The 26,440-nt window shown below is 66.6% G+C and carries 16 protein-coding genes and 1 pseudogene; 13 read left to right on the top strand and 4 right to left on the bottom strand.

Annotated features, from left to right (window positions below; genetic code table 11):
* The first annotated feature begins 201 nt into the window (after nt 1-201).
* From rplJ to BN976_RS09660, 11 genes and pseudogenes are all read left to right on the top strand, one after another.
* Entirely contained in the window at nt 202-741 is a 540-nt protein-coding gene (gene rplJ, locus BN976_RS09715) for a 50S ribosomal protein L10 (RefSeq protein ID WP_011778520.1), read from the top strand.
* A 42-nt stretch (nt 742-783) separates the two neighbouring features.
* Nucleotides 784-1,176, top strand: coding sequence for a 50S ribosomal protein L7/L12 (rplL, locus tag BN976_RS09710; protein WP_011778521.1), 393 nt, complete (start codon nt 784-786; stop codon nt 1,174-1,176).
* A 158-nt stretch (nt 1,177-1,334) separates the two neighbouring features.
* Nucleotides 1,335-2,408 carry an ABC transporter ATP-binding protein gene (locus BN976_RS09705; protein WP_011778522.1) on the top strand — a complete coding sequence of 358 codons (1,074 nt, stop codon included), beginning with the start codon at nt 1,335-1,337 and terminating at the stop codon, nt 2,406-2,408.
* A gap of 423 nt (nt 2,409-2,831) precedes the next feature.
* Nucleotides 2,832-4,571: an alpha/beta hydrolase gene (locus BN976_RS32035; RefSeq protein ID WP_235622017.1), complete on the top strand. Its 1,740-nt coding sequence runs from the start codon at nt 2,832-2,834 to the stop codon at nt 4,569-4,571.
* Between the two features lie 70 nt (nt 4,572-4,641).
* The gene (locus BN976_RS09690) at nt 4,642-6,408 is read left to right on the top strand and encodes an ICP22 family protein (RefSeq protein ID WP_011778524.1); all 1,767 of its coding nucleotides are present in this window, start codon (nt 4,642-4,644) and stop codon (nt 6,406-6,408) included.
* Nucleotides 6,409-6,691: 283 nt separating this feature from the next.
* The gene (rpoB, locus tag BN976_RS09685; protein ID WP_036370198.1) at nt 6,692-10,195 is read left to right on the top strand and encodes a DNA-directed RNA polymerase subunit beta; all 3,504 of its coding nucleotides are present in this window, start codon (nt 6,692-6,694) and stop codon (nt 10,193-10,195) included.
* 54 nt (nt 10,196-10,249) lie between these two features.
* On the top strand, nt 10,250-14,203 hold the full coding sequence (locus BN976_RS09680) for a DNA-directed RNA polymerase subunit beta' (RefSeq protein WP_011778526.1): 3,954 nt from the start codon (nt 10,250-10,252) through the stop codon (nt 14,201-14,203).
* 55 nt (nt 14,204-14,258) lie between these two features.
* Nucleotides 14,259-15,252 (top strand): annotated as a pseudogene (locus BN976_RS09675) (calcium/sodium antiporter).
* Between the two features lie 131 nt (nt 15,253-15,383).
* Nucleotides 15,384-16,031, top strand: coding sequence for a dihydrofolate reductase family protein (locus BN976_RS09670; protein ID WP_011778527.1), 648 nt, complete (start codon nt 15,384-15,386; stop codon nt 16,029-16,031).
* Between the two features lie 72 nt (nt 16,032-16,103).
* Complete coding sequence (locus BN976_RS09665; RefSeq protein ID WP_036370529.1) at nt 16,104-16,853, top strand: deoxyribonuclease IV; 750 nt, start codon at nt 16,104-16,106, stop codon at nt 16,851-16,853.
* Between the two features lie 106 nt (nt 16,854-16,959).
* Nucleotides 16,960-18,027 (top strand): phosphatase PAP2 family protein, encoded by a 1,068-nt coding sequence (locus BN976_RS09660; RefSeq protein WP_011778529.1) that lies wholly within the window; start codon nt 16,960-16,962, stop codon nt 18,025-18,027.
* On the opposite strand, the gene BN976_RS09655 is transcribed toward BN976_RS09660, so the two are convergent.
* Nucleotides 18,003-18,845 carry an FkbM family methyltransferase gene (locus BN976_RS09655; RefSeq protein ID WP_011778530.1) on the bottom strand — a complete coding sequence of 281 codons (843 nt, stop codon included), beginning with the start codon at nt 18,843-18,845 and terminating at the stop codon, nt 18,003-18,005. The two genes, BN976_RS09660 and BN976_RS09655, sit on opposite strands and share 25 nt — an antisense overlap.
* Before the next feature lie 760 nt (nt 18,846-19,605).
* On the opposite strand from BN976_RS09655, the gene BN976_RS33435 reads away from it, so the two are divergent.
* Nucleotides 19,606-21,996 carry a PGRS repeat-containing protein gene (locus tag BN976_RS33435; protein ID WP_011778531.1) on the top strand — a complete coding sequence of 797 codons (2,391 nt, stop codon included), beginning with the start codon at nt 19,606-19,608 and terminating at the stop codon, nt 21,994-21,996.
* 65 nt (nt 21,997-22,061) lie between these two features.
* Here BN976_RS33435 and purU read toward each other — a convergent pair whose 3' ends face one another.
* From purU to BN976_RS09635, 3 genes are read right to left on the bottom strand one after another with little or no spacing between them, the layout of a single operon-like run.
* Nucleotides 22,062-22,949, bottom strand: a complete 888-nt coding sequence (gene purU, locus BN976_RS09645; RefSeq protein WP_011778532.1) for a formyltetrahydrofolate deformylase — start codon at nt 22,947-22,949, stop codon at nt 22,062-22,064.
* A gap of 4 nt (nt 22,950-22,953) precedes the next feature.
* A complete protein-coding gene (locus BN976_RS32030; protein WP_051558376.1) occupies nt 22,954-24,645 on the bottom strand; it encodes a glycosyltransferase in 1,692 nt (563 codons plus the stop codon).
* Nucleotides 24,646-24,650: 5 nt separating this feature from the next.
* Entirely contained in the window at nt 24,651-25,697 is a 1,047-nt protein-coding gene (locus BN976_RS09635) for a class I SAM-dependent methyltransferase (protein ID WP_036370524.1), read from the bottom strand.
* A 161-nt stretch (nt 25,698-25,858) separates the two neighbouring features.
* Here BN976_RS09635 and BN976_RS09630 point away from each other — a divergent pair, with 161 nt between their 5' ends.
* On the top strand, nt 25,859-26,398 hold the full coding sequence (locus BN976_RS09630) for a hypothetical protein (protein WP_036370193.1): 540 nt from the start codon (nt 25,859-25,861) through the stop codon (nt 26,396-26,398).
* Nucleotides 26,399-26,440: the final 42 nt, after the last annotated feature.

Below are 26,440 nucleotides of genomic sequence, written 5' to 3'. Positions count from 1 at the left end.
CACCGATGAGCGCTTGCGCGAAGAGCAAGTACTCGAGAAATCGGTTGAAGGTCCGGGATTACCCGGCGGCCCACGCAGGAGGACGAGGCAAGTACGTGTTTTCCGTGTGCGCCCCGACCTGTCTGCGTCGGGGCGTTCGTCATTTCCGGACCCTCGCGATCTGCGGTTGGTGGACGTCCCAACCATCACGAGGAGGCAAGCATGGCCAAGGCTGACAAGGCCACCGCGGTCGCCGAAATCGCCGAAAAGTTCAAGGAGGCGACGGCCGCCGTCGTCACCGAGTACCGCGGCCTTACGGTGTCCAACCTTGCCGAGCTGCGCAGGTCACTGGGCAACAGCACCACCTACACCGTCGCCAAGAACACCCTGGTGAAGCGCGCGGCGGTCGAGGCCGGTGTCGAGGGTCTCGACGACATGTTCGCCGGGCCGACCGCGATCGCGTTCATCAACGGTGAGCCGGTCGACGCCGCCAAGGCGATCAAGAAATTCGCGAAGGACAACAAGGCCCTGATCGTCAAGGGCGGCTACATGGACGGTCGCGCGCTGACCGTCGGTGAGGTCGAGCGCATCGCCGATCTGGAATCGCGCGAGGTGCTGCTGTCCAAGCTCGCCGGTGCGATGAAGGCGAAGCAGTCTCAGGCTGCCGCGCTGTTCGTTGCTCCCGCGTCGCAGGTTGCCCGCCTGGCCGCAGCTCTGCAGGAAAAGAAGGCCGCAGGGGATTCAGCAGAATCCGCTGCTTAATACCAAGACCACCCATAGAAGTAACTAGGAAGGACCAACACCATGGCCAAACTCAGCACTGACGATCTGCTCGACGCCTTCAAGGAAATGACCCTGCTGGAGCTCTCTGAGTTCGTGAAGCAGTTCGAGGAGACCTTCGACGTCACCGCCGCGGCTCCGGTCGCCGTCGCCGCTGCCGGCCCCGCCGCCGGTGGCGCCGCCGCCGAGGCCGCCGAGGAGCAGTCGGAGTTCGACGTCGTCCTCGAGTCCGCCGGCGAGAAGAAGATCGGCGTCATCAAGGTCGTCCGCGAGATCGTCTCCGGCCTGGGCCTCAAGGAAGCCAAGGACCTGGTCGACAGCGCGCCCAAGCCGCTGCTGGAGAAGGTCAACAAGGAGGCCGCCGAGGACGCCAAGGGCAAGCTCGAGGCTGCCGGCGCGACGGTCACCGTCAAGTAGTTCGACAAGCGCGAGTGTGGGGCCGGCCTGGCAAACAGGCCGGCCCCACAGTCGTTTGACGGACCGAGTGTTGTGGCGTGAGCGGGTAGGTTACAGTGACTCAAGCCACAGACGGGGTACCTGTGGCGAGATGCTGGATTTTGGTGGAAGGGATTCGCGTGGGCATTGGCATTCAGATTGAGGGACTGACCAAGTCCTTCGGGGCCCAGCGAATCTGGGAGGACGTCACCTTCGACCTTCCCGCAGGTGAGGTCAGCGTTCTGCTCGGCCCGTCCGGTACCGGTAAGTCGGTGTTCCTGAAGTCCCTGATCGGTCTGCTGCGTCCCGAGCGCGGCAAGATCATCGTCGACGGCACCAACATCATCGAGTGCTCGGCCAAGGAGCTGTACGAGATCCGCACGCTGTTCGGCGTGATGTTCCAGGACGGTGCGCTGTTCGGCTCGATGAGCCTCTACGACAACACCGCGTTCCCGCTTCGTGAGCACACGAAGAAGAAGGAAAGCGAGATCCGTCAGATCGTCATGGAGAAGCTGGACCTGGTGGGTCTCGGCGGTGACGAATCCAAGTTCCCCGGTGAGATCTCCGGCGGTATGCGCAAGCGCGCCGGTCTGGCACGCTCCCTGGTGCTCGACCCGCAGATCATCCTCTGCGACGAGCCCGACTCCGGCCTGGACCCCGTCCGTACCGCCTATCTGTCCCAGTTGCTGATCGACATCAACGCGCAGATCGACTGCACGATCCTGATCGTCACGCACAACATCAACATCGCCCGCACCGTGCCCGACAACATGGGCATGCTGTTCCGCAAGAAGCTGGTGATGTTCGGGCCCCGCGAGGTGCTGCTGACCAGTGATGAGCCGGTGGTCAAGCAGTTCCTCAACGGTCGTCGTCTCGGCCCGATCGGCATGTCCGAGGAGAAGGACGAGTCGACGATGGCCGAGGAACAGGCCATGGCCGACGCCGGCCACCACGACGGTGGTGTGGAGGAGATCGAGGGCGTGCCGCCGCAGATCCAGGCCACCCCCGGGATGCCGGAGCGGCAGGCGGTGGCCCGCCGTCAGGCGCGGGTGCGCGAGATCATGCACACCCTGCCACCGGCCGCGCAGGCTGCCATCCGCGATGATCTCGAGGGCACGCACCAGTTCCCCTCGCACCAGTTCGCGGGAGAACCGGCAGTTCGCCACGAGGACGACGCCCCCACCGGACGCATCCCCGTTTCCGGCGAGCGCTGACACCCGCCACTGAGTTAGCTTTTCCGCGCCCGGTCGCCCTTCGGGGTTGACCGGGCGCGTCGCTGCGCCCACGTCGTGAACCGGCGGTGTCGGGAAGGTGACGGACCGGGTGCATTTCCTGCCTGGGCGGCACGTGCGGCGAGGTCGGAATCAGCACTACTGAGAAAGCTGTGACGTACGTTGCCAGTTCTCCATGTCTGTGCTGGTGCAAGGGGTTCGGGTGGGCGGCGGGTTGCCATAATGGCTACTTTGTCGTGGTCACAGACGTGCTCATGAGCAGTCAAATCCCCATGTATCGGCGCATCCGTCAAATTTTTTGCTGCAGCGCTTGAAATCTTGCTCTGACCGGCTATACAGTTTGCCAGAATCGCACGTCGGCGCTCAAAAGTCTTTTCGGAGCCATTGGCGCGGTGGTGCTCCGCGATGTCTGACCACGGGAGAATGATGGGCGACCGCTATCGAGTCTGGTTGGGGGCAGGCGTACTGGCGGGGGGAGTGTCAGCGGCAATGCTGGCCGGCGCCGGTGTGGCAGCCGCGGACGACGGAACGTCGTCCGGGTCGGGGAGCCAGGCGGCGTCGGGATCCGACGACGCCGACGGTCGCGACTCGAAGGCCGGTCCCGCGGCGGAGTCCGGCACAGACCAGCAGGCCGGCGACGAGCCGGACGCGGAAACTCCGGCGGACGAGGCGGAGCCGGAGCCGGAGCCCGACGAAGACCCAGAAGACGAAGACCCCGAGGACGAAGACCCCGAGGACGAAGACCTCGAAGACGAAGACCCCGAACCCGATGCCGACGCCGACGCCGACCGCAACGATCGGGACACCACCGACGAGGCTCCCGCACCGCCGTCGGGCGGAAAGCACGCGGCACCCGAACCCGAGGATGCCCCGGCGGAGCCCGAACCGGAACCCCCTGCCGAAACCCCGGCAGTGGTCAACGAACCCGAGACCGGGCCGGTCGACGCCGAACCGGAGGCGCCGTCCACACTCGTGGACACCGTCGAGACCGATCTGTCGGCGCCGGACGGCGCGGCCGTCATGAAGCTCGCGGCCGCGAGCTCGCCCTGGCCGGGCTCCGGCGTGACAAGCCTCTTCGACTTCGTCGAGAACCTCGCCGCGTCCTTCTACGACTGGTACACCGACACGATGCAGTTCCTGGCGGGGCCCGCCCGGGCACCGTTCGGAAGCCGGGTGCGTGTCGAGCGCTCGTCGCTCACCGTCGGTGAGGGCGTCGTCGTGTCGGCCGACTGGTACTTCCCGCCGGGCAACACGCCGCCCAAGGGCCTGATCTATCTCCAGCACGGCATGCTGGCCAGCGCATCCTTCTACAGTGCGACGGCGGCTTACCTGGCCGAGAAGACCCACAGCATCGTGGTTGCGCCGACGCTGACCTGGAACGTGTTGGACACCGAGAACTATCCGTTGCTGCTGCCCAGCACCCACCGCGCCGTCGCGGAGTTGTTCACCGGAGACCGCGCCGAGCTCACCGCCAGCGCCAGGGAGGCCGGTTTCACCGGCGAACTGCCGACCCGGGTGGTGCTCGCCGGCCATTCCGCAGGCGGCGGCCTGGTGGTGGGCACGGCCAGGTACATGGTCGAGAACGGGGACGGCGACGATCTCGCGGGGGTGGTGATGCTCGACGGCGCCGGCATCATCGGCGTCCTCAGTGCAGATCTGGCGAAGATCCCGCAGTCCATCCCGGTCTACAACCTCGCGGCGACACCGGACTCGTGGAACAACAACGGACACGCCAGCCAACGCCTGAAGCAGGCCAGACCGGACATGTTCACCGGGGTACTGGTCCAGGGCGGACACCACTCCGACTCGATGCAGAGCGCCAGCGGGATCGTCCAGTTCATGGCCTACATGGCGACCGGGTTCTCGTCGCCGTGGAATGTGGAGGCCAACGAGATCCTGACCGCCGGCTGGATCAACGACATGCTCGACGGCACCCACACCGAGCGGCTGTACCGGACGTCGGTGTCCCCGTTCGGCCTTGTCACCGGCGCGTGGATCGACCCGCCGTCCAGTGTGCGGGTCGGCGCGCTCACCGCCGCCACGGCCGGTGCCGGCGACGTGTGCCCGGTGACTCCGACCGCGGTGACCTGTGCCGACCCGCTTCCGCAGAGTGGTGCGGCCCGCGGGCGGGCCGCCCTGGTGTGATCCGGGCAAATCGCTTCGGGGCCTTCGGCGCCGCGATACGGTCAGCCGGATTCGGACGGAAGGGTCTGTGATGGGCGACCGGCTTTCGGTGTGGGTGGGGGCCGGCGTGATCACCGCCGGGATGTCGGCCGCGTTGTTGGCCGGGGCCGGCGTGGCGACCGCGACGACGGACTCGCAGACAAGCGACGCCACGTCGACATCGACGTCGGAGCCCTCGGCGCAGTCCGAACCCGAAGCCGACCACTCCGACGAAGCTGAGGACGCAGGCGAATCTGACGAAGCCGAGGACGTCGAATCCGACGATGCCGAGGACGTCGAATCCGACGAAGCCGACGGGCCGGAAGCCGAGGGCGTCGAAGCCGGGGACACCGAAGCCGATGACGCCGACGACGACTCGGGGAACGAATCGGGGGACCGTCCGCTGGCTCCCGCGGCGCGCGAGGACGACGTAGCCGACCCTGGAGACGAAGCGGTCGATGAAACGGTGGCTGTCGGGGAAGCCGTCGAAGACGCCGTCGTCGCCGAGGAGCCGGCGACGGTGATCCCTGCTGACGACGACGACCCGGCCACGGAACGCGCCGTCGAGGCCACCACCGAATCGACCTCGATGGTCCGGCCGCTGGCGTCGTTGAAGGCCGCTGACGCCGAGGAGTCCGCCACCGCCGCGCCGAGACAGACGCTGCTCAGCGCCATCGGCACCGTCATCTTCAACATCTACACATTCGCCGTCCGCGTGCTGGGCGGCCCGCCGATGCTGCCCTGGGGAAGCTCGGTCACCGTGCGCAGCTCGTCGCTGCGCATCGACTGCGGCGACGGGTACGAGGTCCCCGCCGACTGGTACGTCCCCGAGGGCGCCACCCCGACCCGCCTGATCTACCTGCAGCACGGCTTCCTGGCCTCCGGGGCGTTCTACAGCTACACCGCCGCCAGGCTCGCCGAGGCGACCCACAGCATCGTCGTCGCCACCTCGGTGACCTCGAACTTCCTGTCCTGCGACGGCTGCTGGGTCGGTGGATCGCCGATGCACAGGGCGGTCGCCGGTCTGTTCGTCGACGGCAACACCGCTCTCGCCCAGAGCGCGTCGGCGGCCGGTTACAGCAGCACACTGCTGGACGGGGTGGGCCGGGTCGCCCTCGTCGGCCACTCCGCCGGCGGCGGCCTGGCCGCGGGCACCGCCGGATACATGGCTCAGAACGGCGCGTTCAGCAAGCTGGCGGGCGTGGTGCTGCTCGACGGTGTCGGGTTCGGCGACGTCACGCCGGAGGCGCTGGCCAAGCTGCCCACCGACTTCCCGATCTACAACCTGGCGGGCAAGTCCTACTACTGGAACATGTCGGGCACCACCAACACGTCGCTGGAGGAGTGGCGGCCAGGCAAGTTCAACGGTGTGCGGCTGGCCGACGGCTCGCACTCGGACACCATGCTGGGTGGCAACCCGCTGATACAGGCGGCGCTGAACATCGTCACGGGCTGGTCCAAGGTCGAGAACGTCAAGGCCGCCGAGAAGATCAGCGCCGCCTGGCTCAACGACATGTTCACCGGAACGCAGGCGTCCGGCTTCTACGGTGCGCCCGGCGCCGCCCTGGAGATCGAGACCAGCCGCGGCACCGCGACCGCCTACGTGCTGCCCGGCCCGACCGAGCGGCGCACGTTCCAGGACTGGCTCTTCACGGTCGCGGGCAAGATCCTTTTCGGCATCGACTTCGCCACCTGCGCTGTCGACCCGGACGAAGTCTCGACAGAAATCGCCCCGTTTTCTGCACCAGACACGCTTCTATCTCTTGACGGAAGGGCGAAACCGCGCCAATCTAATGCGCAGCAATGTTTGCACGGATGACAGCAGCTGAGGCCGCCAGCCAGCGACCGGAGTTCCGTAGCACACGGTGCTGCCTCGAGGGTTGAGGAATAGCCCGTCCTGCGCTATCGTTGGACGTTGCGCTGGCTGCATCCTGCCCACCTCGCTCTTTCCGCCCGCACTATCCACGTGCCTAGCCTGAGCCCCCGCTCAGTGATCTAGAGGCGTGCTGTGCGTTCGGGTGGCTGGTGAAGCCGGCCGAACCGACGCAGATGCGCGGCAATGCGGATACCGGCTTCTCCGGCTTCCGAAACAGCCGCATTAGGTGCTGGAAGGATGCATCTTGGCAGGGTCCCGCCAGATCGAGTCAACCACTAACAACTCCGTTCCCGGAGCACCAAACCGAATTTCTTTTGCCAAGCTCCGTGAGCCGCTCGAGGTTCCGGGGCTTCTCGACGTTCAGACCGAATCGTTCGAGTGGCTGATCGGCGCGGAGGACTGGTTCCAGCGCGCCGCCGACCGCGGCGACGTAGACCCCAAGGGCGGTCTGCAGGAGGTACTCGAAGAGCTCTCGCCGATCGAGGACTTCTCCGGCTCGATGTCGCTGTCGTTCTCCGATCCGCGCTTCGACGAGGTCAAGGCGCCGGTCGACGAGTGCAAAGACAAGGACATGACGTACGCGGCCCCGCTGTTCGTCACGGCCGAGTTCATCAACAACAACACCGGCGAGATCAAGAGCCAGACGGTCTTCATGGGCGACTTCCCGATGATGACCGAGAAGGGCACCTTCATCATCAACGGCACCGAGCGTGTCGTGGTGAGCCAGCTGGTCCGTTCGCCCGGTGTGTACTTCGACGAGTCGATCGACAAGTCGACGGAGAAGACGCTGCACAGCGTCAAGGTGATCCCCGGCCGCGGCGCGTGGCTGGAGTTCGACGTCGACAAGCGCGACACCGTCGGTGTCCGCATCGACCGCAAGCGTCGTCAGCCCGTCACCGTGCTGCTCAAGGCGCTCGGCTGGACCAACGAGCAGATCGTGGAGCGCTTCGGCTTCTCCGAGATCATGATGAGCACGCTGGAGAAGGACAACACCGCAGGCACCGACGAGGCGCTGCTGGACATCTACCGGAAGCTGCGTCCGGGCGAGCCCCCCACCAAGGAGTCCGCGCAAACCCTGCTGGAGAACCTGTTCTTCAAGGAGAAGCGTTACGACCTGGCCCGCGTCGGCCGCTACAAGGTCAACAAGAAGCTGGGCCTCAACGTCGGCCAGCCGATCACCAGCTCGACGCTGACCGAAGAGGACGTCGTCGCCACCATCGAGTACCTGGTCCGCCTGCATCAGGGCGACCAGACGATGACGGCGCCCGGTGGCTCCGAGGTGCCCGTCGAGGTCGACGACATCGACCACTTCGGCAACCGTCGCCTGCGCACCGTGGGCGAGCTGATCCAGAACCAGATCCGGGTCGGCCTGTCCCGTATGGAGCGCGTCGTGCGTGAGCGCATGACCACCCAGGACGTCGAGGCGATCACGCCGCAGACCCTGATCAACATCCGACCCGTCGTGGCGGCGATCAAGGAGTTCTTCGGCACCAGCCAGCTGTCGCAGTTCATGGACCAGAACAACCCGCTGTCGGGTCTGACCCACAAGCGCCGCCTGTCGGCGCTGGGCCCCGGCGGTCTGTCCCGTGAGCGCGCCGGCCTCGAGGTCCGCGACGTGCACTCCAGCCACTACGGCCGGATGTGCCCGATCGAGACCCCTGAGGGTCCGAACATCGGCCTGATCGGTTCGCTGTCGGTGTACGCGCGGGTCAACCCGTTCGGCTTCATCGAGACGCCGTACCGGAAGGTGACTGACGGAGTTGTCACCGACCAGATCGACTACCTGACCGCCGACGAGGAGGACCGCCACGTCGTGGCGCAGGCCAACTCGCCGCTCGACGGTGACGGCCACTTCGAGGAGGAGCGCGTCCTGGTCCGCCGTAAGGGCGGCGAGGTCGAGTTCGTGTCGGCCGCCGAGGTGGACTACATGGACGTGTCGCCGCGCCAGATGGTGTCGGTCGCCACGGCCATGATCCCGTTCCTCGAGCACGACGACGCCAACCGTGCCCTGATGGGTGCCAACATGCAGCGCCAGGCGGTTCCGCTGGTGCGCAGCGAGGCGCCGCTGGTCGGCACCGGTATGGAGCTGCGTGCCGCGATCGACGCCGGCGACGTGGTCGTGACCGAGAAGGCCGGTGTGGTCGAGGAGGTCTCCGCCGACTACATCACCGTGATGGCCGACGACGGCACCCGGCACACCTACCGGATGCGCAAGTTCGCCCGCTCCAACCACGGCACCTGCGCCAACCAGCGCCCGATCGTGGACGCCGGGCAGCGTGTCGAGTCGGGTCAGGTGCTCGCCGACGGACCGTGCACCGAGAACGGTGAGATGGCCCTGGGCAAGAACCTGCTCGTGGCGATCATGCCGTGGGAGGGTCACAACTACGAGGACGCGATCATCCTGTCCAACCGGCTGGTTGAAGAGGACGTGCTCACCTCGATCCACATCGAAGAGCACGAGATCGATGCCCGCGACACCAAGCTGGGCGCCGAGGAGATCACCCGGGACATCCCGAACGTCTCCGACGAGGTGCTCGCCGATCTCGACGAGCGCGGCATCATCCGCATCGGCGCCGAGGTCCGCGACGGCGACATCCTGGTCGGCAAGGTCACCCCGAAGGGCGAGACCGAGCTGACCCCGGAGGAGCGCCTGCTGCGCGCCATCTTCGGTGAGAAGGCCCGCGAGGTCCGCGACACGTCACTCAAGGTGCCCCACGGTGAGTCGGGCAAGGTCATCGGCATCCGGGTGTTCTCCCGCGAGGACGATGACGAGCTGCCCGCCGGTGTCAACGAGCTGGTCCGCGTCTACGTGGCCCAGAAGCGCAAGATCTCCGACGGCGACAAGCTCGCCGGACGCCACGGCAACAAGGGCGTCATCGGCAAGATCCTGCCCGTCGAGGACATGCCGTTCCTTCCGGACGGCACCCCGGTGGACATCATCCTGAACACCCACGGTGTGCCGCGTCGTATGAACATCGGCCAGATCCTGGAGACCCACCTCGGGTGGGTGGCCAAGGCGGGTTGGAACATCGACGTCGCGGCCGGGACTCCGGAGTGGGCGGCCAAGCTGCCCGAGCAGATGCTCTCGGCCCCGGCCGACAGCATCGTGGCCACCCCGGTGTTCGACGGTGCCCAGGAAGGTGAGCTGCAGGGTCTGCTCGGCTCGACGTTGCCCAACCGCGACGGCGAGACGATGGTCAACGCCGACGGCAAGGCGACGCTGTTCGACGGCCGCAGTGGCGAACCGTTCCCGTACCCGGTGACGGTCGGCTACATGTACATCCTGAAGCTGCACCACCTGGTGGACGACAAGATCCACGCCCGCTCCACCGGTCCGTACTCGATGATCACGCAGCAGCCGCTGGGTGGTAAGGCGCAGTTCGGTGGTCAGCGGTTCGGTGAGATGGAGTGCTGGGCCATGCAGGCCTACGGCGCGGCGTACACGCTGCAGGAGCTCCTGACGATCAAGTCCGATGACACCGTCGGCCGCGTCAAGGTCTACGAGGCGATCGTCAAGGGCGAGAACATCCCGGAGCCGGGCATCCCGGAGTCGTTCAAGGTGCTTCTCAAGGAGCTGCAGTCGCTGTGCCTCAACGTCGAGGTCCTGTCCTCGGACGGTGCTGCGATCGAGATGCGTGACGGTGACGACGAGGACCTGGAGCGTGCCGCTGCCAACCTCGGAATCAACCTGTCCCGCAACGAATCCGCATCTGTTGAGGATCTTGCGTAGTCCTCGCCCGTTGACCCGAAAATTTTCTAGTCCCGCAAGGGGAAAGGGAGTTACGTGCTAGACGTCAACTTCTTCGATGAACTCCGCATCGGTCTCGCGACCGCGGACGACATCCGCAACTGGTCCTTCGGCGAGGTCAAGAAGCCGGAGACCATCAACTACCGCACGCTCAAGCCCGAGAAGGACGGCCTGTTCTGCGAGAAGATCTTCGGACCGACTCGCGACTGGGAGTGCTACTGCGGCAAGTACAAGCGCGTCCGGTTCAAGGGCATCATCTGTGAGCGCTGCGGCGTCGAGGTGACCCGCGCCAAGGTGCGCCGTGAGCGGATGGGCCACATCGAACTGGCCGCGCCCGTCACGCACATCTGGTACTTCAAGGGCGTGCCCTCGCGTCTGGGCTACCTGCTCGACCTGGCCCCGAAGGATCTCGAGAAGATCATCTACTTCGCGGCCTACGTGATCACCGCGGTCGACGACGAGATGCGCCACAACGAGCTGTCGACGCTGGAGGCCGAGATGGCCGTCGAGCGCAAGGCGATCGAGGATCAGCGCGACGCCGACCTGGAGGCCCGCGCCCAGAAGCTCGAGGCCGACATGAAGGAGCTCGAGGACGAGGGCGCCAAGTCCGACGTCAAGCGCAAGGTGCGCGACGGCGGCGAGCGCGAGATGCGCCAGCTGCGCGACCGGGCCCAGCGTGAGCTGGACCGGCTCGAGGAGATCTGGACGACGTTCACCAAGCTGGCTCCCAAGCAGCTGATCGTCGACGAGCTGCTCTACCGCGAGCTGCAGGACCGCTACGGCGAGTACTTCGAGGGCGCCATGGGTGCCGAGTCGATCAAGAAGCTCATCGAGAACTTCGACATCGACGCCGAGGCCGAGTCGCTGCGCGACACCATCAAGAACGGCAAGGGCCAGAAGAAGCTGCGTGCGCTCAAGCGACTCAAGGTCGTCGCCGCGTTCCAGACCAATCGGAACTCGCCGATGGGCATGGTGCTCGACGCCGTTCCGGTGATCCCGCCGGAGCTGCGCCCCATGGTTCAGCTCGACGGTGGCCGCTTCGCGACGTCGGACCTCAACGACCTGTACCGCCGCGTCATCAACCGCAACAACCGGCTCAAGCGACTGATCGACCTCGGTGCTCCCGAGATCATCGTCAACAACGAGAAGCGCATGCTTCAGGAGTCGGTGGACGCGCTGTTCGACAACGGCCGTCGCGGCCGGCCGGTCACCGGGCCGGGCAACCGTCCGCTGAAGTCGCTGTCCGATCTGCTCAAGGGCAAGCAGGGCCGGTTCCGTCAGAACCTGCTCGGCAAGCGCGTCGACTACTCGGGCCGTTCGGTCATCGTGGTCGGCCCGCAGCTCAAGCTGCACCAGTGCGGTCTGCCCAAGCTGATGGCTCTCGAGCTGTTCAAGCCGTTCGTGATGAAGCGTCTGGTCGACCTGAACCATGCGCAGAACATCAAGAGCGCCAAGCGCATGGTGGAACGTCAGCGTCCCCAGGTGTGGGATGTCCTCGAAGAGGTCATCGCCGAGCACCCGGTGCTGCTGAACCGTGCACCCACGCTGCACCGCCTCGGTATCCAGGCCTTCGAGCCGCAGCTGGTGGAGGGCAAGGCCATCCAGCTGCACCCGCTGGTCTGTGAGGCGTTCAACGCCGACTTCGACGGCGACCAGATGGCCGTGCACCTTCCGCTGTCCGCGGAGGCGCAGGCCGAGGCCCGCATCCTGATGCTGTCCTCGAACAACATCCTGTCGCCCGCGTCGGGCCGCCCGCTGGCCATGCCGCGTCTGGACATGGTGACCGGCTTGTACTTCCTGACCACCGAGATCGAGGGTGACACGGGCGAGTTCACCCCGGCCGCCAAGGATCAGCCGGAGTCCGGCGTGTACAGCTCGCCGGCCGAGGCCATCATGGCGTTGGACCGCGGCGCGCTGAGCGTGCGGGCCAAGATCCGGGTGCGGCTGACCCAGCTGCGTCCGCCCGCCGAGATCGAGGCCGAGCGGTTCCCGGACGGCTGGAACATGGGCGACGCCTGGACGGCGGAGACCACCTTGGGCCGCGTGCTCTTCAATGAGCTGCTGCCGCGGGGCTACCCGTTCGTCAACAAGCAGATGCACAAGAAGGTGCAGGCCGCGATCATCAACGATCTGGCCGAGCGCTACCCGATGATCGTCGTCGCGCAGACCGTCGACAAGCTCAAGGACGCCGGCTTCTACTGGGCCACCCGTTCGGGTGTCACCGTGTCGATGGCCGACGTGCTGGTGCCGCCGGAGAAGCAGGAGATCCTCGAGCGCTACGAGGCGGAAGCCGACAGCATCGAGAAGCAGTACCAGCGCGGCAAGCTCAACAAGGACGAGCGCAACGAAGCGTTGGTGAAGATCTGGCAGGACGCGACCGAAGAGGTCGGTCAGGCGCTGCGGTCGCACTACCCGAAGGACAACCCGATCATCACGATCGTGGATTCGGGCGCGACGGGTAACTTCACCCAGACGCGGACGCTGGCCGGCATGAAGGGTCTGGTGACCAACCCGAAGGGTGAGTTCATCCCGCGTCCGATCAAGTCCTCGTTCCGCGAGGGCCTGACGGTGCTGGAGTACTTCATCAACACCCACGGCGCCCGCAAGGGTCTGGCGGACACCGCTCTGCGTACCGCCGACTCGGGCTACCTGACCCGTCGTCTGGTCGACGTGTCGCAGGACGTCATCGTGCGCGAGACCGACTGTGAGACCGAGCGCGGCATCACCGTCACGCTGGCCGAGAAGCAGGCCGACGGCACCCTGGTGCGCGATCAGCACATCGAGACCTCCGCCTACGCGCGGACGCTGGCCACCGACGCGGTCGACGCCAAGGGCAATGTGATCGTCGAGCGCGGTCACGACCTCGGCGACCCGGCCATCGACGCGCTGTTGGCCGCCGGCATCACCGAGGTCAAGGTCCGCTCCGTGCTGACCTGCGGCACCGGTACCGGTGTGTGTGCGATGTGCTACGGCCGTTCGATGGCGACCGGCAAGCTGGTCGACATCGGCGAGGCCGTCGGCATCGTGGCCGCGCAGTCCATCGGTGAGCCCGGCACGCAGCTGACCATGCGTACCTTCCACCAGGGTGGCGTCACCGGCGGTGCCGACATCGTCGGTGGTCTGCCCCGCGTGCAGGAGCTGTTCGAGGCCCGTATCCCACGGAACCGTGCCCCGATCGCCGACGTGTCCGGGCGGATCCGCCTGGAGGAGAGCGACAAGTTCTACAAGATCACCATCGTTCCCGACGACGGGGGCGAGGAGGTCGTGTACGACAAGCTCTCGCGTCGTCAGCGCCTGAAGGTGTTCAAGCACGACGACGGCTCCGAGCGTTTGCTGACCGACGGCGACCACGTCGAGGTCGGCCAGCAGCTGCTGGAAGGCTCGGCCGACCCGCACGAGGTGCTGCGCGTCCAGGGTCCCCGCGAGGTGCAGATCCACCTCGTCAAGGAGGTCCAGGAGGTGTACCGCGCCCAGGGTGTGTCGATCCACGACAAGCACATCGAGGTCATCGTCCGGCAGATGCTGCGTCGCGTCACGATCATCGATTCGGGTGCGACGGAGTTCCTGCCCGGCTCGCTGACCGAGCGTGGCGAGTTCGAGACCGAGAACCGTCGGGTCGTCGCCGAGGGCGGCGAGCCCGCGGCGGGTCGCCCGGTGCTGATGGGTATCACCAAGGCGTCGCTGGCCACCGATTCGTGGCTGTCGGCGGCGTCGTTCCAGGAGACCACCCGCGTGCTGACCGATGCGGCGATCAACTGCCGCAGCGACAAGCTGCAGGGTCTGAAGGAGAACGTGATCATCGGCAAGCTGATCCCGGCCGGTACCGGCATCAACCGGTACCGCAACATCCAGGTTCAGCCGACCGAAGAGGCCCGCGCCGCGGCGTACACGATCCCGTCCTACGAGGATCAGTACTACAGCCCGGACTTCGGCCAGGCCACCGGTGCTGCGGTGCCGCTGGACGATTACGGCTACTCGGACTACCGGTAAGTCAACGGAAAAGCCCCCGCTCCGGCGGGGGCTTTTTCGCGTTCGATAGGCGACGATGACGACGGACTTCGTGTGGTTCATGGTCGGATTGGCGGCGCTGATCGTCGGAGCCGAGGTGATGGTGCGTGGTGGGGCGCAGCTGGCCGCCCGGCTGGGCATCAGCCCGATCATCATCGGGCTGACGGTGGTGTCGATCGGCACCAGCATGCCCGAGCTCGCCATCGGCGTGGTCTCCGCCGGGGAGGGCAGCGGAGCGTTGGCGGTCGGCAACATCGCCCGGCACCAACATCGTCAACGTATTACTGATCCTCGGCTTGAGCGCGTTGTTGATCCCACTGGCCCTCCAGCTGCGCACGGTCCACTTCGAGTTGCCGATCATGGCATTGGCTGCAGGCCTGCTGTGGTTGCTGGCATCCGACGGAGTCCTGTCGCGACTGGACGGCGTGATCCTGGTGATCTGCACGGTGGTTTACACCGCCGGGGTCATCTGGTCCTCGCGTCGGGAGTCGTGGCTGGTGGCAGAGGAGTTCGCCGCCGAGTTCTCCGGCGACGACGTGGACGGCGACGCCACCGTGACCGTCACCCGACCGAGCACGTCGCGGTACCTGATGTTGACGATCAGTGGCATCGCGGTCGTGGTGGTCGGCGCCGACTGGCTCGTCGACGGGGCCGTGGGCATGGCGCGCGGCTTCGGCGTCAGCGACGCGTTGATCGGGCTCACCGTGGTCGCGATCGGGACATCGGCGCCCGAACTGGTGACGACGGTGGTGTCCACGGCCCGCGGAGACCGCGACATCGCGATCGGCAACCTGATCGGCAGCAGTATCTACAACATCCTGCTGATCCTCGGCGTCACCTGCCTGGTGTCGTCGAGCGGTGTGATCCTGCCGGACAGCCTGGTCCGGATCGACATCCCGATCATGGTGGTCGTGGCGCTGGCGTGCATTCCTATCTTCCTGTCGGGTCGACGGGTGAGCCGGGGCGAGGGCGGCCTGATGGTCGCCGCGTACCTGGCGTATCTGGCCTTCGTGATCACCACCCAGTCGTAGCGTCGGCCTGGACTCGTCGTCGTGCTCATCGGTTCCCACCTACAGGGAGGCGGGGGTTGTTCGTCTGCGTGCGATGAGTTGAGCCGGTCGCGGAGGTCATCATTGTCGGAAATCGACGACAAGGGGAACACGTGGTCCAACTGCTCAAAGTCCAGAATTTCAATGTGTCGGGTGACGGGTTCGGTGCGGGGGTGGACCAGAGTTTCGAGCGCCCGTTCGGGCACATCGACCCCAGTTCGATGTTCGCGTGGTGCGGCGCGACAGCAAGCTGGCCCAACCGCACCGAGCCTGGCGGCACTCGCGGCCTCGACGACTACTTCACGCGGGATTTCAGCCACAACATCGGCGCAGAGATCATGGGGCGCAACAAGTTCAGCCCACATCGCGGTCCGTGGCGGGACCACGAATGGCAGGGGTGGTGGGGCGACGAGCCGCCGTTCCACACTCCCGTGTTCGTCATGACACACCATGAACGGCCGTCGTTCACGCTGTCGGATACGACGTTTCATTTCATCACCGCAGACCCCGTCACGGTCGCCACACGGGCCAAGGAAGCCGCTGCCGGCAAGGACGTCCGGCTCGGCGGCGGGGCCGCGACCATCCGGCAGTTCCTCGACGCCGATCTCGTCGACACCCTGCATGTGGCGGTCTCCCCGGACGTAGAGATCGGCTCCGGCTCGCGACTGTGGAAGTCTCCGGATGAGCTCGACGATCGGTTCCACCACGAGGTGGTGCCCAGCCCGAGCGGGGTGACGCACCACCTGTTCTGGCGGCGATGACCTGGTGCGCCACACTCGACGGTCCGATCTCGGTGGCTTCGCGTGTCCGCCCGCATCACTAGACTCGACGCCGTGCTCATCGGTTCCCACGTCCACGGCGACGATCCCCTGGCAGCGGCGGAGGCGGACGGCGCCGATGTCGTGCAGTTCTTCCTCGGAAACCCGCAGAGCTGGAAGAAGCCCCCGCCACGCGAGGACGCCGAGGTGCTCAAGGCGTCGCCGGTGCCGATCTATGTGCATGCGCCGTACCTGATCAACGTCGCGTCGGCGAACAACCGGGTGCGCATTCCGTCGCGAAAGATCCTGCAGGACACCTGCGATGCGGCGTCGGAGATCGGCGCCACCGCGGTGATCGTGCACGGTGGCCACGCCGACGACAACGACATGGATGCCGGCTTCGAGCGGTGGGTGAAGGCGTTGGCCAGTCTGAAGTCCGACGTGCCGGTCTATCTGGAGAACACCGCCGGCGGTGACCACGCCATGGCCCGGCATTTCGACACCATCGCCCGGCTGTGGGATCACATCGGCGACACCGGCATCGGCTTCTGCCTGGACACCTGCCACGCCTGGGCGGCGGGCGAGGCGTTGATCGACGCCGTGGAGCGGATCAAGGGCATCACCGGGCGTATCGACCTGGTGCACTGCAACGATTCCCGCGACGCCGCCGGGTCGGGCGCGGACCGGCACGCCAACTTCGGCTCCGGCCAGATCGATCCGCAGCTGCTCGTCGCCGTGGTCAAGGCCGCCGGGGCGCCGGTGATCTGCGAGACCTCCGACGAGGGTCGCAAGGACGACATCGCTTTCCTGCGCGACAACCTCTGACCGGCCGGCCACAGCATTGTGGCTGAACGGTTATCGAACTGCAGATGGCGAGGCGGTTAAATAGGCTGACGCCGAGAACCCGAGTGTCCCTCGTCGAAAGGCCTGCGTGTCCGCGATTGACCAGCCGTCCATTGCGCTGACGCATGTCCCGATCCCGACGGAGACCGACCGCCGCGCGCGGTGGCTGCGCGTCGCCCGGTGGACGGCACTGGCGACCTGGGCGGTGGTGGTGGTGTGGCGCACCGTCACCGACGGTTTCGCGTTCAACCGCGAGCTGCTCCTGCTCTACATCTGCACCGGTCTGGCTGCCGCCAGCATCGGCCAGGGCAGACGCATGCTGTACGTCGTGCGGGACTGGCTGCCGTTCGCACTGGTGCTGATCGCCTACGACTTCAGCAGGGGAGCGGCGCTGCTGGTCGGTACTCCGACGCTGTGGCACTGGCAGGCCGACATGGACCGCTGGTTGTTCGGCGGGACGATGCCGACGGTGTGGCTGCAGGAGCGGCTCAAGCTGCCCGAGCCGCCGTGGTGGGAGGTGGCGATCAGTAGCGTCTACATGTCGTTCTTCATCCTTCCCTACGTCGTCGCCGCGGTGTTGTGGCTGCGTAACCGCGACGAGTGGAAGGCCTTCGTCCGACTGTTCGTCGCGTTGTCGTTCACCGCGCTGGTGATCTACGCAATCGTGCCCGCCGCGCCGCCCTGGGCGGCGGCCCGATGCACCCCGACCGACGTCAGCGGCGGGCCCTCGGACCCCGGATGCATGTTCCGGTCCGCACGCGGCGTCCCCGACGGAGGCCTGCTGGGCAGCATGCAGGCGGTGCAGCCCGGTGCCAACGACTGGATCGAGCGCATCGTCGCCCGCGGTTGGCGCGTGCTCGAGCTGCATTCGGCCAGTGCGCTGATCGATCAGGGGCAGGCGAGCGTCAACCTGGTCGCCGCGATTCCGTCGCTGCACGCGGGTCTGTCACTGGGGATCGCGGTGTTCCTGTGGACCAGGCTCAACAATGTGTGGCGACCGGTGCTCGTCGCCTATCCGCTGGTCATGGCGTTCACCTTGGTCTACACCGCCGAGCACTACGTCATCGACATCCTGCTCGGTTGGCTGCTGGCCGCTGTGGTCCTCGCCGCCCTGTGGTTGTTCGAACGGCGTCAGGCCGGCCGGGTTTCCAAATAGCTTTGCTGCGCGCCGGTTTTCAGCGATCCCCGCCGCTCGAGCAGCATCACGCACCGCAACGCGAGGTCGTACGAGCTGTAGCAGTGGTGAGCGATCAGCGCGAGATGCTTGAGCTGCTCGTCGCTGAGCGAGTCCGGTCGGGAGAAGTCGCGCACGTAGACGATGTCGGCTTCCAGGAGCTGGTTCAGCGCCCAGCGTGGGTTGTTGTTGACGACGTAGGGAGCGATCGGCCATTTCTTGACCGCGGCGAAGCAGTGCGGGACGAAGCCCTGGCTGCGCATCTCGACGTCGACGTCACCCATGGTGGGTTGGTCCCGGTAGAGCGTGACGAACGAGACCTCGGTCTGGATCGCCACCGCATCGGCGAGTTTGGTGCGGCCGTTCTGGAACACGGCGAGCTCGCCGCCCTGGATGTCGATCTTGAGAAAGTCGAGGTGCTCGATCTCGGAGATGTCGTCGAGTCTGTGCGTGGACAACGGAATTCGCTCGAGCACCTCGCCGTACGGTTCGAGCACTTCGAACAGGTTCAGGGTGTCCGGGTCGGGTTCGAACAGGCTGGTCATGCCGGAGGCGCGGCAGATGTTGAGGGTGTGTTCGCCGCCGTCGCCGACGGCGTAAGGCAGGTATCGCTCGCCCGGCCCCTTTCGGGTCTGCAACTCCGCAAGCGCGTCCGGCTGAGGCTCGAACCCGGTGACGCGGCACAGTCCTGCGGACAGCATCGGTGCGTACGGCGGCTCGCCGTCGATCGGGTTCGCGCCGACGTCGACGACGTCGGTCAGGCGTGATGGGGCCAGCAGGTCGCGAAAAGCAGTGATCATGAGGTCGCCTTCATGCGGTCGTCCGAAACGCGGCCAAGGGCGAGACGAATGTACCGTTCCGGCGTCGGGGGTTTCGGCGGATCGCGCCAAGTCGATTCACGGCTACGTGGCGACTTCGGCACGTACCCGCACTTGGTGACTCGAAGCTGGTAGGCAACCCTGCGTAAACGCGTTGTTTGCTTTGCTGACCGCGGGGCGTCCGGCGACTCGGTGCCGTCGACGGGATCAGCGGGCATCGTTGACGCAGCGCCAATCTCGGCGAGCGGACCCGTCTCGCGACGGGTTACGGATGCCGCGTTGCGGAGAACTCGAGCACTCTGCCGGTCGCAACGCCAAAGTAATTTGCTCCCGCGCCCCAATCGACATGGTGTCAAGTGGGGCCCGCGCCGGTGCGGCGAGTACTCCCCGAAACGGGGCTGCAGAGCGACGTCCATGGGGGGTGACCTGCCTGTTATGGCACACGACGGCAGCGCGTCAGCAAACTAACTCACGCGTCTATTTGTTGCGTTATCACAAAGTTCTTGGAATAGCTAATTGACAACGCAATCACTGCGATATTTAACCTGCAGAAAACCTTCGAGCAGGTAAATCGGGGTGCTAATTTCCGAGCGTCTGCGGTGCGCAGACAACCGATCGGGTTCTCAGTAGGGGGTTTAAGGCCTTGTCCAGTCGACGTAAGCAAAAGTCTGGCGGTACCAGGAAAGTGGTCCGCCCTGTAATAACAACCGGCCTCGCCGGTGCAGCCATGGTCGGAGCCGGAATGATGTTCCTGGCTCCTCCGGGGGGTCCGGGACCAATTTCCGCCGCCATTCAATTGACGTCGACGGGGTCCGAGGCGACTGAACCGTGGTACGTGGTGAGCTTCGGAGGTTCCGGCGCTCCCACACCCAATAATCTCGCCGCCAGCCTCGTTGATCTCAGCGGTACGTCGTGCGGTCTGATCTGTAACGGTCAGGACGGCACCGGCCAGAACGGCGGCATCCTCTTCGGTAACGGCGGAAGCGGCTGGAACAGCGAGATCGCCGGTGTCTCCGGCGGTAACGGCGGCAATGCCGGCCTGTTCGGCGGTAACGGCGGTAACGGCGGCAACGGCCTGGGCAGCGGCGACGGCGGCAACGGTGGTGACGCCGGTCTCTTCTCGCTGTTCGGCCGCGGCGGTAACGGTGGTAACGGCGGCGTCGGCATCGCCGGCGCAACCGGTGCGGTCGGCGCGCCGGGTGTCGCAGGTGCGACCGGAGCGACCGGTGTGACCAGCAATGTCACCGGTGGTAACGGCGCGGATGCCGTCGGATACGGCGCCACAGGTGCGGCAGGCGCGGCAGGCGCCGCGGGCGCCGCAGGCAAGGCCGGTGCTGTCGGCTCTGCCGGCACGGCCGGCAGCGCTGGCGCCCCAGGTGTCTGGGGTAACGCGGGTCTGCCCGGCGCGGCCGGTGCGGCCGGCGGCGCAGGCGCCATCGGTACAGCGGGTGTGGCCGGCGCTGCAGGAACCGCCGGTGCGACCGGCGGAACCGGCGTAGGCGGAAACGGCGGCGCAGGCCAAGCCGGTGGGATCGGCGGCACCGGTGCCGCGGGCGCCGCTGGCCAAGCCGGTACAGCCGGTGAAACCGGTGTGACCGGCGGTGTCGGTGGTATCGGCGGCCAGGGTACCGAGGGTGGTACCGGTGGCGTCGGTGGCGTCGGTGGCGTGGGCGCGACCGGCGGCGCAGGCGGTGTCGGCGGCAAGGGCATCCAGGGTGGCCAAGGTCTCCAGGGCGGCCAGGGCGGCGACGGCGGCACCGGCGGCACGGGTGGCGACGCGACCAGCATGGGTGAAGCCGGTGCGACCGGCGGCAAGGGCGGCAACGGTGGCAACGGTGGCCGAGGCAGCCTGTTCGGTCGAGGCGGCAACGCGGGTAACGGCGGCAACGGCGGCACCGGTGGCAACGGCGGCAACGGCGGCACGGGTGGCACGGGCGGCAATGGTGGCACCGGTGGCACCGGTGGCACCGGCGGTATCGGCGGTGCCGGCAGCACGGGTGGCACGGGTGGCACCGGCGGCACCGGCGGCACGGGTGGCACGGGTGGCACGGGCGGCACCGGTGGCACGGGTGGCACCGGCGGCACGGGCGGCAAGGGTGGTACGGGTGGCACCGGCGGTGATGGTGGCACGGGTGGCACCGGCGGCACCGGCGGCACGGGTGGTACGGGTGGCACCGGCGGCACGGGTGGCACGGGTGGCACCGGCGGCGCAGGTGACGGCCTGGGTGGCACGGGTGGCACGGGTGGCACCGGCGGCTTCGGCGGCCAGGGCGGCCAGGGTGGCACCGGTGGGACCGGCGGCCAGGGCGGCCTCGGCGGTGTCGGTGGCACCGGCGGTACGGGCGGCACCGGCGGGACCGGCGGCCAGGGTGGCACCGGTGGGACCGGTGGCACGGGTGGCACCGGTGGTACCGGCGGCGCCGGCGGTGACGGCGGCCTCGGTGGTCTGGGCGGCTTCGGCGGTGTCGGTGGTACCGGCGGCCAGGGCGGCCAGGGCGGCCCCGGCGGTAGCACAGGTGGCGCAGGTGGCGCAGGTGGCCAGGCCGGTGTGGCCGGTAAGGGCGGCCTGTTCGGTGGGTCCGGTTCCGCGGGCACAGCCGGTGTGACCGGTGCGTCGGGTGCATCCGGTGGTAAGGGTGCTCAGGGTGCCACGGGTGCCCAGGGTGCCACGGGCGCCCAGGGTGCGACCGGTGCAACCGGTGCATCCGGTGCCCAGGGTTCGGCGGGTTCGGCCGGTTCGGCTGGTGTGGCCGGTTCGGCTGGCACGACGGGTGCCCAGGGCTCGGCCGGAACCAATGGTGCGAACGGCGCCAACGGCTCGCAGGGTGCTGCCGGTAAGGCCGGTGCGACCGGCACGACCGGTGCGACGGGGGCAGCTGGCGACGCCGGCGACCCCGGCTCTGAGGCCGTGGATATCAACGGTGGTGCCGGTGGTGCCGGTGGCGCCGGTGGTGAAGGCGGCGAAGGCGGTGCCGGTGGCGCTGGCGGTGACGGATCCGAAGGTGGTGCCGGTGGCTCCGGTGGTGCCGGTGGCTCCGGTACCGGTGGCGCCGGTGGTGCCGGTGGCTCCGGTGGCTCCGGTGGCTCCGGTGGTGCCGGTGGCTCCGGTGGGGCAGCCGGCGACAGCGACTAGTCCGGTTACCGATCGGGTAGGCCCCCCTCCTTCGGGAGGGGGGCCTTCCCCTTTGTCCAGAGCGGCTAAAGGCAGATGGTTTGGTTGCCGTGGCGGATCACGCGGTCTTCGCAGTGCCACAACACAGCTCGTGACAGCACCGCGCGCTCGACGTCGGCGCCGAGGCGCACCAGGTCGTCCACACTGTGGCGATGGTCGACACGCACGACATCCTGTTCGATGATCGGCCCCTCATCGAGGTCGTCGGTGACGTAATGTGCCGTGGCGCCAACGAGTTTCACGCCGCGCTCCTTCGCCCGCCGGTACGGCGACGCGCCGATGAACGCGGGAAGGAACGAATGATGGATGTTGATCAGCGGGCAACCGACCTGCTCGATGAAACTCGGGGTCAGGATCTGCATGTAGCGGGCCAGCACCACCAGGTCGACGTTTCCGCGCAGAAGGTCCAGTTGCCGCTGTTCCGCCTCATCGCGGATCTCCGTGCGGGCCGGTACATGGATGAACGGCACGCCGAAGGGCCGTACCGCGTCGGCGAGATCGGGGTGGTTGGCGATCACCATCACCACCGACATGTCCAACTCGCCGCGCCGATTGCGCCATAACAGATCCAGCAGACAGTGGTCTTCCCTGGACGCCATGATCGCCACCCGCTTCGGCTTGGCGGCCTCGGTGAGCCGGAAGTCCATGCCGAAGGGATCTGCCACCTGCGCGGCGAAATCCCGCTCCAGTCCGTCACGTGCGGCGGGCAGGCCCGGAAGGTGAAAGATGGTGCGCTGCATGAACGTTCCACCGACCGGCTCGGTGGAGTGCTGATCGAGGGAAATGATGTTGGCGCCAGTCTGGGTGAGGAACCCACTCACTGCGGCGATCAACCCGGGACGATCGGCGCACCGCAGCAGCAGGCGGCCGATGTCTCTCGGGCCGTGGATGTCGGCGTCGGTGTGTTCGACCATGGCCTCACCCTTGCAGCACGCACAGCACTTCGTCGAGGGAGGCGGCGCGCAGACCGGCTTCCGTACCGTCCCATCGGGTGCAGTCGAACATGGCCGGGCCGTCAGCGGCGGTCTCGGTCAGCACATAGCGTCCCGTATCCGCGTTGCCGCGAACCGTCGTCAACTGCGCCACACAACCTGTCAGCTTGTCCGCATCACCGAAGTTGATCCCCACCTGGCAGACCTCCGGCTCTGCGTCGAGTACCGACGTCAGGCGACGGATGTAGTCGTCGGGCGCGAAGAACTGCCAGCCCATGCCCAGGTGTAACCAGAACCGGTCATCGATCAGGTCGCGCAGCTGCCCACGCTGAACACCTGGGGGAGACTGCCGAAACTCCAGGAACGGGTACTTTGCGGCGAGTTCGGCCCGGTCGTTTGGCCACAGTCCTATGTCGATCACCAGGACACGACCGACGCGGGTGAGGTCCGAGAAACAGTGCAGCACCGAGTTCAGGGTCCGCTCGGTTGCCGAGCGGTCAGGGCCCGCCACGACGGTGACGGTGATGTCTCCTTCGGCGGTATGAAGATCATGCGCCAACGATTCCGGGTAGGTGGCTGCGGCGTCGAGCAGGTGAGCCGCGCCGAGATCTCGGTTCCCCGCGATTCTGCATCGCTCTTCTTCGGGGATATCGGTGCGGTTCAGCAGCTGACGGCATAGCGCAAAGGTCTCTTCCTGCCTGCCGATCCAGGACGCGCAGACCGCCTGTTCGTCGGACGCGCGCCAGGAGTAGATCTCGGCGTTGACGAACAACACGTCCTGATCGGGCATCGGAATCCGGGCGGCGCGTTCGGCGAACAGGTGGCCGAGCTGGTAGCGCTGCTCGTCGCGATACCACCGTGCGACCGCGTAGAGCGCCTCTGCGCGCCAAGGCCGGTACTCCCAGGCGCGCAGGAACGCATCCTGAACCGGCGGCCAGGGCTCGCCGAGTCGCAGCATGGTATCTGCCACACGCACCAGGGCGTAATACACCTCTTCGTCGAAGCCAGCCATCTCGGTGCGGCGTCGATACCACTTGTGTGCACTCGCGTAATCGCCGTAGTCGTAATAGCTCTGCGCCAGATAGAACACCGATCGCGGATCGTCGGGGTTGCGCTCGACCTCGGCCAGCAGAACTTCGGCATCACGCGCGTACTTCTCAGGATCGAGGTTGCGGCCGCCCAGGCGCCGCGATTCGATGTGGTAGTCGCCGCGGAGCCGTTCCTCGGTACACGGGCCACCGCACTCGGCGTACTCGTGAAGCACACCCACATACCGCCAAGGGAGGCCGTCTCTGAACAACTGGCGCCGCCAGTACGAGACGTCGGGGCCGTAGTGCAGTTGGTAGACGTCGGCGGTGAGTCCGCTGAAATCCGGTGTGCCGACGAGTAGATCGTCGGCGTCCATCACCCAGATGTAGTCGCCGTGTCCACGCGCGAGCTCCAGGGCCTCCGAGCGGTTGTGTCCGAAGTTTCGCCAAGGACGCACATGCAGTTCGCCCGGGATGCCCAGGGCCGCCATGTGATCACGAATCTTGTCCTGGGTGCCGTCGTCCGAGCCGGTGTCGACGATCACCCACGAATCGATGTAGGGGGCAACGGAATCGAGCACCTCGTGGACGATATGCGCCTCGTTGCGCACGATCATGTTGAGACAGATCGCGGGCCTCACATCGGACATGAGGACTATCCCGTCTTCTGATAAACCAGCCAGCGCATGTCGACGGGCGACTGTTCACGGGGGACATCGAAGATATCCTGACCGCTCACCCATTCCGCGTACCAACCCGTCGGCGGCCAGTGGCCCGCAGGCAGGTTCTCCTTCTCATACTCGTAGACGGAGTCGTTCGTCATGAGCCGCAACGACAGTCCCGCCGAGGCGATGTCGATCTCCTCGCCGGTGAAGATGGTCGTGTACACCTGCTGTCCGAGTTCGCGTGCCGCATCCGCCAGCTCCCGCACCGCGTCGTCGGACAGGTAACCGGGACGAGGCATGAACGTGTTGAACACGAGCCGACCTCCGGGAGCGAGGCACCCTGCAGCGAGTTCGAAGATGGCGCGCAGCTGTGCGACGTTCCGGAAGTCCGACACCACCTCGGAGAGGACGATCAACTGGTAGTCCTTCTGCAGGTCGTCCATGGTCTCGAAGACGTCGCGGTCGATCACCCGGATGTTCAACAGATGCTTGAAAGCCTCGGTCCGCAGGATCTCGGCGAATTTCGGGGTCAGCTCGACCGCGTCGACGGGATGGCCCCGGCGGGCCAATGCCAGAGCGTTGCGCCCGGTTCCGGCGCCGATGTCGAGCACCCGAGCAGTTTCGGGGCTGGTGATCTCGGTCGACAGGGCGGTCACGCGGGCGTCGGGATTGATGCCGAACAACGGTGGTTTGCGGGACGCCACCCAGCTGTCGTAGGACTCTTCGAGCGTCGACACCTGCGGCTGGATGAAGTAGTTCAGCACCGTGCCGACCGGGGCGTCATAGGTGATGACGATGTTGGACCGGTTCGATCCCGCGTAGGCGTTTGCCAGCTCCTTCGCGAGCAACGATCTGAGGTGATCGAGCTCGTCGCCGCTGAACTTGCGGCCGAGTGCGCCAAAAATCTTGTTGCACACGGAAACATATTCGTCGACAAGCCCCGGCACCGCCGGCAGCGTGATCTTGCCGCTGGACACCCCCCGCCGCAGCAGTCGACGCGCCATCGCCTCACGCATATACGCCGTATCTATCGACATCAGCACAACCCCCAACTCGCTGAAAGATCCCCCGACGGCTGACGATACACAACAAATCCTTTGCAAAGAGCAAAAATTCGAAGTGACGATCCGGTCGCCGATGCGTCGCAGTTTCGCGATTCCTCCCCTTGGGGGGGTGGCGGTGCCTCTACCATCGCGTCGTGGCCGATCCCAGAGAAGTCGAATCCGATTCAACCCCTGAACCGCACGTGTCGCGAGTGCCACAGAAAGTCACCCGCAACAGTTCACCGCTCACCCCAATCGCGTTGCTGGTGGCGCTGATTGCCGTCGGGCTTGCAGTGTGGGCGCTGCTGAGCATGCCGGAACAACAGTCGGCCTCGGCGACGGGCGCGCCGCTGCAGGGTGACGCCAAGGAACGCGTCTGCAGCGCGGCGCACACGGTGGCGATGGCGGTGCAGAGGCAGACCAACGCCAACATCGGTCCAGAACCGGCCGCGGTCGAAGCGGTGGCGGCCAATGCGCGCTTGGCGATGCTCGGCGGCGGCGACTATCTGCTGAGCCAGATCAGCTCCGACACGCCGCAGGACCTCGCCGACGCGGCCCGCGCGTTCGGCACCACGCTGCAGCAGATCGGCGCCAACGCGCTTGCCGGCGTCCCCAACGACGAGGATCTGCAAGCCGGCCGCATCCGCGATGCCGAGGCCACCAGGAACAAGCTCAGCCAACTCTGCAGCTCGTAGGTTTATTACAGTTCTTGTGCGATTGTTCGTTTGATGTAACAG

Origin of the sequence: Mycolicibacterium austroafricanum, from assembly GCF_000612725.1 — a bacterium.
In the GTDB taxonomy this organism is placed as follows: Bacteria; Actinomycetota; Actinomycetes; order Mycobacteriales; family Mycobacteriaceae; genus Mycobacterium; species Mycobacterium austroafricanum.
This window is presented reverse-complemented; position numbering and strand designations above follow the sequence as displayed.